The sequence below is a fragment of the Pseudoalteromonas sp. Ps84H-4 genome (genome assembly GCF_024124645.1).
Taxonomy (GTDB): domain Bacteria; phylum Pseudomonadota; class Gammaproteobacteria; order Enterobacterales; family Alteromonadaceae; genus Pseudoalteromonas; species Pseudoalteromonas lipolytica_C.
This window is the reverse complement of the sequence record NZ_JAMXSK010000011.1, coordinates 13,522-29,308: the sequence shown is the minus strand read 5'-3', so window position 1 is coordinate 29,308 and position 15,787 is coordinate 13,522. Positions and strand designations below refer to the sequence as shown.

Here is a 15,787-nt window from a genome sequence, read left to right as displayed (position 1 = left end):
GTCACACCTTAAATGCGTTTAGCGCTCGCTCTCGCGCGGCTTTATGATCAACAATTGCTGGCCAATAACTGCTCGACTTACCCTGTTTCGCTAAATAGTCATGCGGAAAATGGATTTGCTTTGCAGGTATTTTTTCCAACTCTGGTAGATATTTACGGATAAATTCACCATCTGGATCAAATCGCTCACTTTGGGTGATTGGATTGAAAATTCGAAAATACGGCTGAGCATCACATCCCGTACTTGCAGCCCATTGCCAGCCACCGTTGTTAGAGGCAAGGTCGCCGTCTATAAGGTGCTGCATAAAAAAGCGCTCGCCTTTACGCCAATCAATTAATAAGTGCTTAGTTAAAAAGCTTGCGACCACCATGCGCAAACGATTATGCATCCAACCAGTTTGCAGTAACTGCCTCATTGCAGCATCAACTAGTGGGTAGCCTGTTTTACCTTCGCACCACGCTTTAAAGTCGCTCTCATCATCACGCCATTTCACAGCGTTGTATTTATCATTGAAGTTAGCGTATTTACTTAGGTTTGGATAAATAGCGATAAGGTGACGGTAAAACTCACGCCAAATCAACTCGTTAACCCAACAAAACAAGTTACTTTTGCTGCTACGTAGTACATCAGGATGGCGCTGCTGAATAAGTGCCAATAATTGCTGAACGCTAACAATACCCAAGGCTAAATATGGGCTTAATCCCGAAGTGCCTTTAATGCTTGGGATATCACGCTGGTCTTGATAGGTTGCTAGCTTTTCTTCAATAAAGCGCGCGCAAACGTGGCTGAGGGTATCATCATCAACAGGCCATTTTTCTGAGCAGCCGTCTGAGTCTAATAACTCATTTGGCTGCCATTCAATGGCCTCGAACATCTTAGGCGGCTCAGCAAAATAAAAGTGGGTGTCTTGATAAGTTTTAAGCCATGCATTTTTAAATGGCGTAAATACTTTGAACATTTCACCACTTTGATTTTTGATGCTTCCCGGCGGCGCAATTACATCGCCGTCGTATGCATAAAAAGCAATGTTTTTACTGTCAGCATGCTGTAAAAACGCTTTATCACGGTTTACTTCGTTAAGCTCATATTCGTTGTTAGCGTATACATTTTTTACCTGATGTTGCTCACAAAATGACGCTAATTTTTCAACGCACCCATCGTAATCAACCGCATCAATGACATGTAATTTAATACCTTTACTGGCTAAAAGCTCACCTAAAAAGCCAAGCCTACGCTTTAGTAAATCAAGCTGTATAGTTGCCACATCATGTTTTTGCCATTGCTTTTCAGTAATAAAAAAAACTGCATCTTGGCAACCATTTTCGATTGCCTGATATAGTGCATCGTTATTAAAAAGGCGCAAATCGCGCCTAAACCAAAATAAAGTGTTCATTAAATTCCGTAGCGTAGTTTTAATTCGTTCGGATAGGGGTCTAGATAAACTTGTTTCGCCAAGTATTCATTTGGGTGAACTTTTAAATGATGCTTAATTAATGTCAGTGGAACATAAAGTGGTACAAGACCTTTACGGTATTCGTCGATTGCATCTCTTAGTTCTTGCTTTTCTATTTTAGAAAGTGACTTTTTGAAATAACCCTGTAAATGCATCAAGGTATTTGCATTGTTTTTGCGAGAAGCTGGTTTTTTGAGGGCTGTCATTAACCCTAGAATATATTCATCTGCCAAGGCTTGGATATCTTCACCATCAAAGGTGCCCAGTAAATTCCCTAAACTACGGTAAGCTTCGTAATTATGTGCCATCAATAAATACTTATATTGAGCATGAAACTGGGTCAATCTATGAACTGTGAGTGGCTGCTCACATAGTGTTTGCCAATGCTTGTAGGTATAAACGCGCATAACAAAGTTTTCGCGAAGATGCATATCGTTTAAACGGCCGTTTTCTTCACAAGGCAACAATGGATTGTGTGCCATTATTTGCTCTGCAAAAAAGCCGACACCTTCTGAGGTGTTACCTGTACCCGCTTCGTTGTAGATTTTAATACGTTCCATACCGCAACTAGGGCTTTTGGCACAAAACACAAAGCCGCTTAACTCAGCGGTTTGCTCTGTTGCCACTCGTTTACCATATTCTGTTAGTTTAGGGCCAACATCGCCAGTACCATCAGGACGGCACACTTTAATGGTGTCGCCAACTCGCACTTGGCGAATCGTTGGTCTAGGGATTGGCAACCCTACAGCTACTTCAGGGCAAAACTTTTTATACTCAACATGGTTAGCCAACTCATCCATGCAAAAATTAGATTTTTTGTGTCCACTGTCAAAGCGAACTTTGTCGCCTGCTAAACAGGCGCTTAAACCAATTTTAATTGTCGATTGCTGCATATAAACTCTACTAATAGATTAGATTACCAATTGGATTTAGTAATTTACTAATACCTTTATTGAAGTGTAGGGCACTACTAACAACTGTAAAGCACAAGCACCCTTCAATTGTTTTTGGCGTGTGATTGTGGCGACCATCTAACATCATAAAGTCACCTGGTACATAGTGTCCGTCTTCATCACTAAACTCACCGTCTAATAATAAAGTTAGCTCAAACCCCGTATGTGTGTGCTCAGGTATTTCACCACCCGCATCAATGTGCAGTAGACTTGCTCGTAATGGGCCGTCGTCTAAATCAATTCGAGAGCGGGCAAGTTTACCTATTTGCATAAAGTTACTGTGACCAATACGCGTAAGTGCTCTAGGTAATGTGTAGGTTTTATCTTTAACATCAACCGATACCTGTGCTTGCTCGTATACCTCATCGATTGACTCGTCAGCTATGATGGCATCAAAAAGAGTTTTATCGAACATATCATCCATATCATTAGCAGATTCGATAAATATGTTGTCTGCATTTTTTGCCTCAAGCGCGGCTAACTCTTTTTGGCATACAGGACACATTTCAACATGAATAGCGACTGCAACACTCAAAGTGGCTGGTAAATTACCTTCACTGAACTTGGCAAGTAATTCGTTGCTAGGATGGTGCTTAATCATGGTGATCTCCCATTTCATTGCGTAACTTCTGCAAGGCTAAGCGAAGACGGGACTTCACTGTGCCTACGGGAATATTTAAATGTTCAGCAAGTTGCTCTTGCGACATATCTTGAAAGTAAACGCCACGCACGACTTCACGTTGTGCAAGTGGTAATTTATCAAGGTATTGTTTAATTTGTTTATCTTCTAAGTGGTCACTAAATTCGTGTTGACCCGGCTGGGCTTCATCAATTAGAGGCCAAATATCTTCACTGATACACTCTTCTTTACTGCTCTTCATTTTTCTGAGCATATCGAAAGACGCGTTACGCATCACGGTATAAACCCATGTCGTCGCCGCCCCTTTCTCTTTATGGTAAAGATGTGCTTTACGCCAAACTGAGGTTAACGTTTCTTGAACTAATTCCATTGCTTGTGCTTCAGAGCCGAATTGCTTTATCCCAAAACGTTTAATTTTTGGTGAGAAATATTGGAAAAGTATTGCAAACGCACGTTTATCACGGTGCGTAGCAACAGCAAATAATGCATCAGCAAGCTCTTTGCTTGGTGTATCTGGCATGGCAGAGTATTGACCTGTGTTAGGTTTACAACCTGTTTGAAGTTGTTGACTTACCATCTTTATGTCATCCAATTATTGTCGTTTGTACTAATACGCCAAAAAGTTGGTGTTAGATCACATTAATCAGTAAATTCGTTGTTAATTAGAGTATGGAGGAAACTTAGCAAGTTTTCAAAGCTAGATTTATAAGCAAGTTGTTGTTTTTTAACTAACGATATAGGCAGGATCTCTAGCCAACGAGCAGCGACCCAAGCAAGGTTATCAAATTGTGGAGTTTTATATAGACCCGCTAAGTCAGGTTGATTTGCAAACACAGCACGAAGTGTGTCGCTTAGTAAGGTATTTTTGTCATTAATTGGCGTGCTTACATACCACGAAGGTGACGTAATTATTTCGATGTCAGCATGGCGTAGCTGCTGCTTATCCTGACTAGCGTTGTGAATAGAAACCGCTTGTTCAGCATAAACATCAATTAATAGTTGGCCATTATCATCTTGATTGAAATCGGTTATTTGCATTAAACAACCTATCTCGGGCAAGTTAAGATCTGTGTCGTGTTGGTAAGTGCAAAGCACAAAACCTGTATTATCTTGCACAGCTTCTTTGACCATTGTTAAATAACGTTGCTCAAAGATTCTTAGCTTGGTGAACCCTTCAGGTAAAATAAAAACCGGTAAAGGAAAAATCGCACGCTTCATAAAGTCTACTATTCAAAAACCACATGCCTTTAATTACGTGCGCTTTCTATCCGCCGATCAATATTTCATGAAATCTTAATCTCTAATTGTACTTTAGAAGTTGAACCATTGCGCAACGTTACGAAATAATTCGATTGATGCATATGCACTGAGTAAACTCAAAACCGGTGCAACCATAAGTAAAAATAAGCTGATTTCACTACTCATTGTCTTGTTTCCTTACTGCTTGTTTGTTGCTTTAGGAGCTTGAGCAACTTTTAACTCTTCTTCTTTCGAAGCAATTGCATCTTCACTCATGTATGTATCTAGTAACTTTTGAGCATCAAACTCAATGCTGTTCATTACGCTTTGTTTCAATTCGTTACTTGCTTGTTGAACATAGCTTTTAACAGATTGTGTAATTGTGTTGCTGATATCTAATTCAAAGTCAGTAGCACTTGCTTGAGTTGACGCAAATACAAGTAACGCAGCAGTAGTTAATTTAAGTGAGTTATTCATAGTGGTATTCCTTGTCTCTTTAAGTAATTAGTCGTAATTACTTAATCAAAGGTTGTGCCACCCTGAAAATAAATCTTAAGTTATTGATTTTAAACCATTTAAAAAATAAATTAAATTTTCAACCGCATTCAGGGTTGGTTAATAAAACCAACAAATTTAAATGTTTTGACCAACAATTAGTGAAAAAATAAGCATTGCCAACTTCAGCGTACACTTGTACACTTAAACTGTTTTAATCACTCATTTTTAGTAGATAGATATGACAGAACAACTCCCCTACTCACGCCAAGAAGAACAACTTAACGTGCTCACTCATGGCCTAGGAGTCCTGTTTGCGGTATATGTGCTGTGGGATTTAATATCACAATCTAACGTTATATCAGCTACGGTAAGTGCCATCGTCTATGGAGCAAGCCTACTAGTATTATTTTTAGCTTCTACTTTGTATCACGCAAGCACCAAGGAGCGTATACGGGCCATTTATAAAAAATGTGACCACTGTGCTATTTACTTGCTTATTGCGGGTACTTACACGCCTTATTTGGTTATTTCGTTATCAGGGGCATGGTCAATTGCAGCTTTGGTGTTTATTTGGTCTTTAGCACTTGGCGGCGTTGCGTATAAATTACTAGTCAAAAACACCAATAAAAAGGTCTCACTCGCTACCTATTTATTAATGGGTTGGTTTGCATTAGCGCTTGTTTACCCACTTTATTTAAACCTTGATTTAAGCGCTTTATGGTGGCTGCTAGCAGGTGGGATTGCTTACAGTTTAGGCACTGTGTTTTACAGTGCTAAAACTCGCCATTACAGCCATGCAATTTGGCATGTATTTGTGCTGGTTGGCTGTGTTTGCCACTACTTATCAATTAGTTTGTATGTTTATTAGTGCCACTGATGCAAGCGCATATTAATTTTGGCCTTGTTAAAGGTAACGCCTTCACTGAGTAGTTTTTGTCGTTGCTCAAGATGTTTATTGCTACCCTCTGGAAACGATATTTTGCCTTGGCTATTTACTACTCGATGCCACGGAATACGTGAACCTTCAGGCATCACTTTCAATAACCGCCCTACTAACCTTGCGTTATTAGGATAACCTGCAAGCTTTGCAACTTGCCCATAACTGGCTACTTTTCCTGCTGGAATGGCGCAAATAATGGTATAAATTAAATCTTCTTTAGTTGCCTGCTGCACGACTAGACTCCAAATACTGTTTGCTGACTTCGCTAAAATCTTGCCAAATAGCTCTCGCAACAGGGCCATGATGTACAGAGTGCTGCCTAAAAACACGTATTTCAGCGCCAAACTGGTGTTCACGGTCAGTAATTTTTATTTGCTGCAACAAACCGGCTTCAATCTCAGCTTGGCAATGTTGCAAACTAATCATCGCCCAACCCGCACCAGACAGTAAAAACGACTTTACACTGGTTATATCGTCAATTTTCATTAATGCAGAGCCCAATGTATAAGACAACCTATCACTATCGAAACTCAAGTCACTCTCAAACATAGCCAAGCATGGGTAATTTTGAATATCAGCAAAGCTAATTTTACTAGGTACCACATTAGGTGCGCTGACTATACCGATATCAAATTTACCTATAGGCAAACTTTCAAGATCCCCTGTTGCATGGAAGAGGTCAAACCAAGGCCCAATCCCTAAATCCGCTTTATGACTGTTTACTTGTTCAAGGGATACAAAGCGTTTACCTGAAGAAATACTAAACTCAGTACTAGCAAAACGTTGGAAGGTTTCACTTATGACTTGATTGTAACTAGGTTGGTGGCAAAGTTGCTCGTAGCAAATTTTATAATTAGCTTCATTTCCTAGCGCCAACTCTTTAGCAAGCGAGCTCAGTTCACTGTTTGCGTTAAGTAACTGACGTGCCTCACGATAAAAAATACGGCCTTTTTCAGTAAGATGTAAGCGATACTGGCTACGGTCTAAAAGCTCAAACCCCAGCTCAGATTCGAGTTTTTTTATCGCCAGTGTTAGTGCAGGTTGGGTTTTATGAAGTTTTATAGCGGCTTGGCTCAAACTAGCACTCTGTACAATTGCATCTAAAATAACGAGTTGATTTAGGTTCATGATATAAAAACCACTATATAAATAAAATTAATGATGTTTCTAAAATTTAATAATTTTTATTTTATATGTTTGCAGCGTATCCTGCAGCTAATTTATGCATCATATCTATGGAGAAGACAATGAAATTGGCATTCGTTGCGATAACTACGAGCCTAATTTTGATGCTTGCGGCATGTTCTGAGCAGGCATCTAATACTGAGGTTGAGCCAGTTGTGCGCCCGGTAAAATTATTCACTATAAGTAATCTTTCAGATGAAACTATACGTAGTTTTCCAGCTGAAGTTGTTGCTAACCAAGGTTCATATCTCGCATTTAGAGTGAATGGTGAGTTACTTGAGTTCCCAGCGCTTGCCGGTCAGCATGTTGAAAAAGGACAACTGCTTGCCAAACTCGACCCTGAAGACTTTCAACTACAATATGATGAGCGCAAAGCGCGTTTTGAACTCGCAGAATCTCAACTTGAACGTGTACAAAAGCTTTTTGACCGTTCAATCGCCAGTCAATCTGAGTTAGACCAAGCCCTTGCTAACAAGCAAGTAGCAGAATCAGCATTAAAGATAGCTAAAACGAATTTAGATAACAGTGAACTACGTGCCCCATTTGCAGGCACTGTAGCAAAGGTGTTTGTGAAAAACTTTGAGAACATTCAAGCCAAGCAGAATATTTTACGACTTGAAACCCGTGATTTAATGGATGTTGTTATTCAAGTCCCAGAAAAACTCATTGCACGCATCGATAAAGATGTTGAATATCAACCTGATGTTGTCTTTGATGGCTATCCTAACAAATCTTATAAACTGTCTGTGAAAGAATTTGATACTCAAGCAGATCCAATCACCCTAACCTATAAAGTGGTATTTTCTTTACCGGTTCCTAAAGATTTTAATCTACTTGAAGGTATGACTGGCCGCGTTGATATTGATTTAAGCAAGATCACCAACTCACAATCACCCTATACATTATTACCTGTAGAAGCTGTTTTCTCTGAGCCAACCGAGCCTGAAAGTAACAATAGTTATGTATGGATTTATGACGAAGAAAGTGGCCTTGTCCATAAGCAAGCTGTAGAAGTAGGACAGCTACATCGTGATAGTATTGAAGTATTATCGGGTATCAAAGCAGGACAAAAAATAGTCGCTGCAGGGGTTAACTTTTTAGAAGAAGGCATGAAAGTTCGTCCTTGGCAAAAAGAGCGAGGCTTATAATGAGCTTTGCTGCACTTGCTATCGAAAGGAAAGTGGTAAGTTGGATGTTTGCGCTGTTTTTGCTTATTGGCGGAACAGTGGCTTACTTTGGCCTAGGACAACTTGAAGACCCTGAATTCACCTTAAAAAAAGCCATGGTGATCACCCTGTATCCAGGTGCGTCGCCACAACAGGTTGAAGAAGAAGTTACCTTTCCCATAGAGAATGCGATTCAACAACTGCCGTATGTTGATTACGTAACCAGTATTTCATCACCGGGTAAATCGCAAATTACCGTCGAGATGAAAAGCAATTATCGTAAACAAGACTTACGCCAAATATGGGACGAACTGCGTCGTAAAATCAACGACCAAGCAGCCTCAATGCCATCTGGGGTTTATCCGAGTAAAATTATGGATGACTTTGGTGATGTATACGGTGTGATGTACGCGGTAACTGGCGATGGTTACTCTTACGATGAACTGAAAGATTACGTTGATTATTTAAAACGTGAGCTTGTGTTGGTTGATGGCGTTAGTAAAGTAACTGTTGGTGGCGAGCAACAAGCACAGGTTATGGTTGAAATTTCAACCCGTAAACTTGCCCAGCTAGGTATTTCACCCAACCGCATTTATCAACTTTTACAAACTCAAAATAGTGTGTCGAACGCAGGTAAGGTGCGCGTCGGCGATGAGTCAATTCGCTTACACCCAACTGGTGAATTTAAAGACGTTAAAGAGCTTGAAAATCTTCTTATTTCAAAGCCAGGTGAAAATGAACTTATTTATTTAGGTGATGTTGCTAAGGTATTTCGTGAATACGCTGAAGTACCAAACAATATTATTCGCTATAACCAACAGCAAGCATTACTGGTAGGTGTGTCATTTAGCACAGGCGTAAACGTCGTTGATGTAGGGGCAAATATTGATGCCCATCTAGCGTCACTCGAATACCAGCGACCGCATGGTATGGAAATCAACAGCGTTTATAACCAGCCAGCCGAAGTTGAGAAGTCAGTAAGTGGCTTTATTATCAGCCTGCTTGAAGCGGTTGCCATTGTTATTATTGTACTTTTAGTTTTTATGGGCTTTAAAAGTGGAGTATTGATTGGTGTAATACTTCTGCTTACCGTATTAGGCACTTTTATTTTCATGAAATTGTTTGCCATAGATTTACAACGTATCTCATTAGGCGCCCTGATTATTGCCTTAGGTATGCTGGTTGATAATGCCATTGTAGTAACCGAAGGTATATTGATAAACCTCAAGCGCGGACAAACAAAACTGCAAGCTGCAACTAACATAGTTGATCAAACCAAGTGGCCGTTACTCGGTGCGACGGTTATCGCTATTACGGCATTTGCGCCAATTGGTTTGAGTTCAGATGCCAGTGGTGAATTTGCTGGCAGCTTGTTCTGGGTGTTGTTTATTTCATTATTATTAAGCTGGATCACAGCTATCACCCTAACGCCATTTTTTGCTGATTTAATGTTTAAACAAGCAACTGAAAAACAGCCACATCATGATGAAGACCCTTATCAAGGTGTTATTTTTAATGTCTATAAAGGCGTGTTACATGCGGCAATGCGTTATCGTAAAACCACATTGTTACTAATGGTTATCATGCTAGTGAGTGCTGTGTTTGGTTTTAAATTTATCAAGCAGTCGTTTTTCCCAGCATCAAATACACCAATGTTTTATGTTGATTATTGGCATACACAAGGTGCTGATATTCATACCACAATGGATGGCGTCGCAAAACTTGAAAAATTCTTACAAGCAGACCCTCTTGTAGAAGAAGTAACAACGACAGTCGGCCAAGGTGCGCCTCGCTTTATGCTGACTTACGCACCTGAAAAATCATACCCAGCTTATGGGCAATTGATTATTCGTGTAAAAGACCGTGAAGCCGTCACCACTATGATCAAAAAAGTACGTGATTACCAACACGAGCATGTACTTGATGCTCAGCTTAAAGTTAAACGTATGGAAATTGGCCCATCAACTGATGCAAAAATCGAAGCGCGTTTTTCTGGTGCTGATCCCGTGGTACTTCGCCAGTTAGCAAAAGAGGCAAAAGACATTCTGCATCAAGATGCAGGAGCATTTAACATTCGTGACGATTGGCGAGCACGCTCTAAGTTAATTCGTCCTCAGTTTAACGAGCAAAAAGCCCGTCGCTTAGGGATTGCCAAATCTGACCTCGATCAGCTGCTGTTAACCAGCTTATCAGGTAAGCAAGTGGGTGTTTATAAAGATGGCACGCAAATGCTGCCCATTATTGCCCGCTCGCCTGCAGAAGAGCGCTTAAACGTTGAAAGCCTGCGTGACTTACAAATATACAGCCCTGTGTTAGGTGTGTTTGTACCCGTTACACAAGTGGTTGATGACTTTGTGGTTGAGTGGGAAGACAGCTTGATCATGCGACGTGATCGTAAGCGTACTATCACAGTGATGGCCGACCACGATGTTATTGGTGATGAAACACCAGCAAAGCTCTTTGCACGTGTTCGCAAAGATATAGAAGCCATTAAACTTCCTAATGGCTATGAACTGCAATGGGGCGGCGAGTTTGAGTCGTCAAGCAAAGCACAAAAAGCCATTTTCGGTTCATTGCCACTTGGTTATTTAGCCATGTTCGCAATCACAGTACTGCTGTTTAACTCTGTTAAGCAACCATTGGTAATATGGGCGACGGTGCCGTTAGCAATCATTGGTGTATCGGCAGGTTTATTACTAATGAATGCAGCATTTAGCTTTATGGCACTGCTTGGCTTACTTAGTTTAAGCGGCATGCTCATCAAAAACGGCATTGTATTAGTTGATCAAATTAACCTTGAACTCGATAGCGGGAAAGACCCTTATAAAGCAGTGTTTGACTCTGGTGTAAGCCGTGTTCGCCCTGTAGCGATGGCTGCGATTACCACCATTTTAGGCATGATCCCACTGCTATTTGACGTGTTCTTCCAGTCAATGGCGGTAACCATTATGTTTGGCCTTGGTTTTGCCACAGTGCTGACCCTGATTGTTGTGCCTGTGCTTTATACCATGCTGTTTAAGATCAAAGTACCTAAACAGCGTCACGCTAATTAATACAGATTGACTCTCAACCAAAAGCCCTAACAGCAAACTGTTAGGGCTTTTTCTTTATTAGAATGACTGGTAACTAAAACCGCCACAGCATAAAAAGCTATTCAAACACTACATTTTAAAAGCTCAAGCTTACTTTTTCAGGCTTAATGTACCTGTGCGTTTGGTGCTGCTACGTTTCGTTTGATTTGGTTTTGCTGAGTGCGAATTGCCAGCCTTTGCTCTTGATTGACCTTGTTTGGCATCGTTGCGTGCTTTTTTCACGTATTTAGAAAAATCGCGCTTTTTTTCTTCTTCATTACGTGGTTTTTGCTTGGCACGGGCTTGGGTTGGCTGTTTATTTTCATCAATTGAGCGCTCTTCTGTTTTACCTGAGTCGGCAATTGAGTTATTGATCTCTGCCATTTCTTGCTCGGTTAAATGACGCCACTGCCCTACTTTTAACCCTTTTAGGGTAACGTTCATGATACGTGTGCGTTTAAGAGTCACCACTTCATAACCTAAATACTCACACATGCGGCGAATTTGGCGGTTTAAGCCTTGTGTTAACACAATGGTAAATTGCTGTGGGCCAGTTTGTTTTACCTTACACTTTTTAGTAACAGTATCAAGAATAGGAATACCGTTTGCCATCTTGTTAACAAACTGGCGGTTTAGCGGTTTATCAACTGTCACTACGTATTCTTTTTCATGATTATTACCAGCACGCAGGATTTTATTAACGATGTCTCCTTCGTTGGTTAAAAAAATCAAGCCTTCTGAAGGCCTATCTAAGCGTCCGATTGGGAAAATACGCTCTGGGTAGTTAACCGCTTTAACAATGTTACTTTGAATTTTTCGCTCAGTTGTACAAGTAATACCAACAGGTTTGTTATAGGCGATATAAACTCGTTTAGGTTTTGCTTTTAATGGCTGACCATCAATCAGAACGTCATCATCATTGCTGACTTTTACGCCCATTTCAGGCAAGTTGCCGTTAACAGTTACACGACCTTCTTCAATATATTTATCTGCCTCACGGCGTGAACAAAAACCTGTTTCACTGATAAATTTATTTAATCGCTTTAACTCTGTCATGGCATACTTCTGTCTGGATTTTAAAGCCGCTAGTTTATACCAGAAGCCTTTGCCAAGCTAGGTAGAATCTAGGCTCTTTCGCAGCACTTTTAGTGCAGCGCTGCATTTTTAGGCTTTTCACTCAATAAATTATGCAGGGTATCAAAATCGAACGCGTACTCGCTACTTTTAGTGTTTTGCAGTAAAAAGGTTTCAAAGGGGATAACCGACCAGTCTTTAATATTTCTAAGCCAGCCATAACTTTTTATGTTGTGCTGTGTAATGACCCCAAGTTGAAACTTAATCGCATTATGGTTTTGCCAATAAGGATTACCATTTTTATGATCGACTAAGCTTATTAATGCCCACGCCCCCATCATAAAATGCCCGCCAACACTGGCCGTGAGTTTTTGCTGTTCAATCAAGTCTAAATTTTCATCAAGCCAATCTATACCACCAATAAAATAGGCTTTCTCTGCTTTTTCTTTTACTGCTTCAAGTGCACCTTGTGCCATTAAATCAGAAGCGCACCAAATTACATTAGTATCTGGATATCGTTGTAATAAACGACTTACTTTATGCACTGCCTCTTGCTTGCTCCAGTTGGCATAAACAACTTGCTCAAGCTCGACATCTTGTTTACGTAAGTAATGAACAAGGCCATCACTGCGGGTATCTGATTCGGAGCCATAATGACCATTAATCGCAACAAAATGCGGCGTTTGCTTTGTAGCTATTGCCTCATTAAGCAAAGCTTTGCCAAGTTGCTCTCCCGCTTTAAAGTTATCGTGAAAAACCTCTCCTAACCAGTATTTAAAGCGCTGGCGAGGCTTACCAACTTCATCTCGCTCAACGCCGACAATAGTTTCTTCCAGTGTTATAAAGTTAACTTTGTGCTGCTCAAGTAGAGTCATTGACTGCTCAGCACCACCTGGGTAATTGATCAAGATAGCGTAATCTGGCTTGGGGTTATATTGTAGGTACTGTTTTAATTCAGCTAATTGAATATGACGATTACCACCGCCGTAAATGGTCGTGAGATTGACATTATTTTGCTCGGCAGCCACGTGCATGATATCACTCACTTTTTGCCAAAATATGTCGGTTTTAACTGATGGATTAACGAGCAACACAGAAAACTGATCGCCTGCATAAAGTGGTGAACAGCAAAGCAATGTTAAAACTAACCAGCAAGTCCGCATAACCACTCCGTTTTGTTTTCTTTTATTGTAGTATACGAGACATTATCTCGACAATTTTCGCCAGATTAATTCACACGGACCATGTTTAAAGTACTGGCTATAGGCTTTACAAAATACCAATTGAAAAACAAGCACACCCGCAATAACCAACCAATAATCTATTCGATCGAAATTAAGTGCAGCGCTTGAGAATGCAACTTTAAAAAACAGTATAAATATTACTGTTTGCATCAGATATAAAGTCAATGACATGCGTCCAGCCTGCTGTAGCAGTAACCATTTACTGGATTTATTTTTAACTATTTTTACAATGATATGGCAATAGCAAATGGCCATAGCTAAAGCTGCTAGCCAATTTATAGGCTCGACAATCGCGTACATAAATACACTACTGTTAGGGTCTATCATCAACCTTACGACTGTTAAACCAATAGCCGCTGGAACAATCATGTTAAGCTGAGCTTTCGTTAAGCCGTCAACAAAAACCCCTTGTTTATATAGATAAACGCCCACTAGCATTAGCCCTGCGGCCATCCACATAGTGATCAGCGGCACTGCAATAAGCATCACAGTAAACATTAATACGTTACTGACAAATCCAGCAAAGTAGGAAGAATAAGCCGCATCATAAGCCATCAAAAACGCGTCTGAGCTTCGCGTTAAAGGCGTTAATTCAGGTTCGACAAAGGCAAGTAAAAATGAAATAAAGGCACCGAGAAGTAAAAACAACATGCCCATACGCAGTATTTTTTCGTTATCTTGCTGGCTAAATTTAAGGGTTAACCAACCAGCACAGGCATAAATAAACAAAATATCGCCGGCCCAAAGCAAAAAGCCGTGAGCAAGGCCAATATAAGCAAGCACTTTTAAGCGATTGTGTTGTTTATCTATACTTTGCCAAAGCTGCCATTGAATAACCAATGAGGCACCAAATAATAGGCAAAAAAGGCTTCTAAAACGTCCATCAATAAATAACACATTAATGATGTTTATGACGGTATCAGAAATTGGTGGCGATGAGCTTGGGGTATAATCATACTCAAACATAGCAAAGGTATAGATGTTCATAAACATCAAACCTAGCACCGCAATACCTCGTAAAACATCCATATTTATATTGCGCATAGTTCCCTTATAAGTTTTGTCTACAGCTATCGCTCCAATTTACCGCATTTTCGTATATTTTGGGAAGCTCCCCACTCTCAATATTTAAATAGGCAACTGCTTGCTCCAGTGCCCACCAGCTTCCTGTTTCGTATGCTTTAACAGTTTCGAGAATGTAATAGAGAATATTCTTTTCTTGCATTAATGCTGCATGTATTTCGTCAGGAAACGGCAATCTATCCAACAGCTTTTCCATCGGCTGATCTAATATTGCATCGAGTAATGAAAACAGCCCCGTTAAAAATGCCTCTCCGGTTTGTTGTTTTGCGACACGCTGCGCTATTAATTCACAAAAACGCGCTCTGACAACACAAAGCCGAGTAAGCTCGGCTGGTTTTGATTGGGCGCTATGGGCGGTGATGATCAAACTAACAAACTTTTTCAGTCGTTCATGACCTAGGTACACAAGCGCTTGCTTTAATGAACCTATTTTACTTTTTATTGGAAATACACCACTGTTTATTAAGCGTAATAGCTTATACGCAAGTGCAGTATCTAAAGAAAACAGTCCCGCGATTTCGCTAATATTAGGATCAGGGCGCATTACTTCAGCATAAATCGACAAAACTAATGCATAGTTGTAATCTATATCGCGATGTTGGATCATTTTTGGTTTTGCAAAAAAGTAACCTTGGAAAAAATCGAAACCCATTTTGTAGGCTTTCTCATAATCATCGGCAGTTTCAAGCTTTTCTGCTAATAGTTTTATTTTTTTATGCTTTTTCAGCTTCTGTAAAACAGGCGCAATGTCCTCAAAGGGGGTTTGCTTCACATCGAACTTAATCAAGCGAATTAACTTTAAAAAGCGGTCCCATTCAGGTTGGTATACGAAATCATCAAGAGCAAGTTTGTAGTTATTATGGAAAAGCTCCCGACAAAATTCATAGTTTTCATCTGATGGCTCCATCGTTTCGAGAAGCTCAATAACCACGTCTTGAGTTGGCAAAAACGCGCATAGGTCCAGTTTCAACGATTCTGGACCTATGTTAATTAACGCCTTTTTGCCCGACGTAATATGGCGAGTGCCTAGATTGAGCTGGTTTTCCATAATCAGACGCGCAGTAGCTGTGCTCTCTGAAACATCCGGGAAACTGTTTTTTAAACTATCTCTAAATAGTAGCTCATAGGCGACAACTTGTTGACGACGATTAAAGACCGCTTGCCTAGCAACAAATACAGCCACTTTACCTACTTTTGAATTTTTATATCACACTAAGTAATTAATAGCTGAAATAGACAAA

General features: G+C 40.2%; 15 protein-coding genes. 3 read left to right on the top strand and 12 right to left on the bottom strand.

Features of this window, described 5'->3' with window-relative positions; all coding sequences use genetic code 11:
* Position 1 precedes the first annotated feature (1 nt).
* The 6 genes from phrB to NH454_RS11100 form a co-directional block, all read right to left on the bottom strand.
* The gene (phrB, locus tag NH454_RS11125) at positions 2-1,393 is read right to left on the bottom strand and encodes a deoxyribodipyrimidine photo-lyase (RefSeq protein ID WP_253039095.1); all 1,392 of its coding nucleotides are present in this window, start codon (positions 1,391-1,393) and stop codon (positions 2-4) included.
* A complete protein-coding gene (locus tag NH454_RS11120; protein ID WP_135926376.1) occupies positions 1,393-2,346 on the bottom strand; it encodes a DUF523 and DUF1722 domain-containing protein in 954 nt (317 codons plus the stop codon). The genes phrB and NH454_RS11120 overlap by 1 nt, the downstream gene beginning before the upstream one ends.
* Positions 2,347-2,356: 10 nt before the next feature.
* Complete coding sequence (locus tag NH454_RS11115; RefSeq protein WP_253039094.1) at positions 2,357-3,007, bottom strand: ChrR family anti-sigma-E factor; 651 nt, start codon at positions 3,005-3,007, stop codon at positions 2,357-2,359.
* Complete coding sequence (locus tag NH454_RS11110) at positions 3,000-3,623, bottom strand: sigma-70 family RNA polymerase sigma factor (protein WP_135926374.1); 624 nt, start codon at positions 3,621-3,623, stop codon at positions 3,000-3,002. Before NH454_RS11110 ends, NH454_RS11115 begins: the two co-directional genes overlap by 8 nt.
* Before the next feature lie 62 nt (positions 3,624-3,685).
* On the bottom strand, positions 3,686-4,264 hold the full coding sequence (locus NH454_RS11105) for an LON peptidase substrate-binding domain-containing protein (protein ID WP_253039093.1): 579 nt from the start codon (positions 4,262-4,264) through the stop codon (positions 3,686-3,688).
* Between the two features lie 219 nt (positions 4,265-4,483).
* Positions 4,484-4,762: a hypothetical protein gene (locus NH454_RS11100; protein WP_135926372.1), complete on the bottom strand. Its 279-nt coding sequence runs from the start codon at positions 4,760-4,762 to the stop codon at positions 4,484-4,486.
* A 259-nt stretch (positions 4,763-5,021) separates the two neighbouring features.
* On the opposite strand from NH454_RS11100, the gene NH454_RS11095 reads away from it, so the two are divergent.
* Positions 5,022-5,651, top strand: coding sequence for a hemolysin III family protein (locus tag NH454_RS11095; RefSeq protein ID WP_253039092.1), 630 nt, complete (start codon positions 5,022-5,024; stop codon positions 5,649-5,651).
* Here NH454_RS11095 and NH454_RS11090 read toward each other — a convergent pair.
* Both NH454_RS11090 and NH454_RS11085 read right to left on the bottom strand, forming a co-directional pair.
* A complete protein-coding gene (locus NH454_RS11090) occupies positions 5,648-5,956 on the bottom strand; it encodes an MGMT family protein (RefSeq protein ID WP_235383426.1) in 309 nt (102 codons plus the stop codon). The genes NH454_RS11095 and NH454_RS11090 overlap by 4 nt on opposite strands.
* Positions 5,940-6,851: a LysR family transcriptional regulator gene (locus NH454_RS11085; RefSeq protein WP_253039090.1), complete on the bottom strand. Its 912-nt coding sequence runs from the start codon at positions 6,849-6,851 to the stop codon at positions 5,940-5,942. Before NH454_RS11085 ends, NH454_RS11090 begins: the two co-directional genes overlap by 17 nt.
* A 119-nt stretch (positions 6,852-6,970) precedes the next feature.
* On the opposite strand from NH454_RS11085, the gene NH454_RS11080 reads away from it, so the two are divergent.
* Positions 6,971-8,056: an efflux RND transporter periplasmic adaptor subunit gene (locus tag NH454_RS11080; RefSeq protein WP_135926368.1), complete on the top strand. Its 1,086-nt coding sequence runs from the start codon at positions 6,971-6,973 to the stop codon at positions 8,054-8,056.
* On the top strand, positions 8,056-11,127 hold the full coding sequence (locus NH454_RS11075; protein ID WP_135926367.1) for an efflux RND transporter permease subunit: 3,072 nt from the start codon (positions 8,056-8,058) through the stop codon (positions 11,125-11,127). Before NH454_RS11080 ends, NH454_RS11075 begins: the two co-directional genes overlap by 1 nt.
* Positions 11,128-11,256: 129 nt before the next feature.
* Here NH454_RS11075 and rluF read toward each other — a convergent pair whose 3' ends face one another.
* The 4 genes from rluF to NH454_RS11055 form a co-directional block, all read right to left on the bottom strand.
* Positions 11,257-12,201 (bottom strand): 23S rRNA pseudouridine(2604) synthase RluF, encoded by a 945-nt coding sequence (rluF, locus tag NH454_RS11070; protein WP_253039088.1) that lies wholly within the window; start codon positions 12,199-12,201, stop codon positions 11,257-11,259.
* Positions 12,202-12,290: 89 nt separating this feature from the next.
* Positions 12,291-13,382 (bottom strand): ABC transporter substrate-binding protein, encoded by a 1,092-nt coding sequence (locus NH454_RS11065; RefSeq protein ID WP_253039086.1) that lies wholly within the window; start codon positions 13,380-13,382, stop codon positions 12,291-12,293.
* A gap of 42 nt (positions 13,383-13,424) precedes the next feature.
* On the bottom strand, positions 13,425-14,507 hold the full coding sequence (locus NH454_RS11060) for a DUF418 domain-containing protein (RefSeq protein ID WP_253039084.1): 1,083 nt from the start codon (positions 14,505-14,507) through the stop codon (positions 13,425-13,427).
* A gap of 7 nt (positions 14,508-14,514) precedes the next feature.
* On the bottom strand, positions 14,515-15,729 hold the full coding sequence (locus tag NH454_RS11055) for an HDOD domain-containing protein (RefSeq protein WP_138557720.1): 1,215 nt from the start codon (positions 15,727-15,729) through the stop codon (positions 14,515-14,517).
* Positions 15,730-15,787 lie beyond the last annotated feature (58 nt).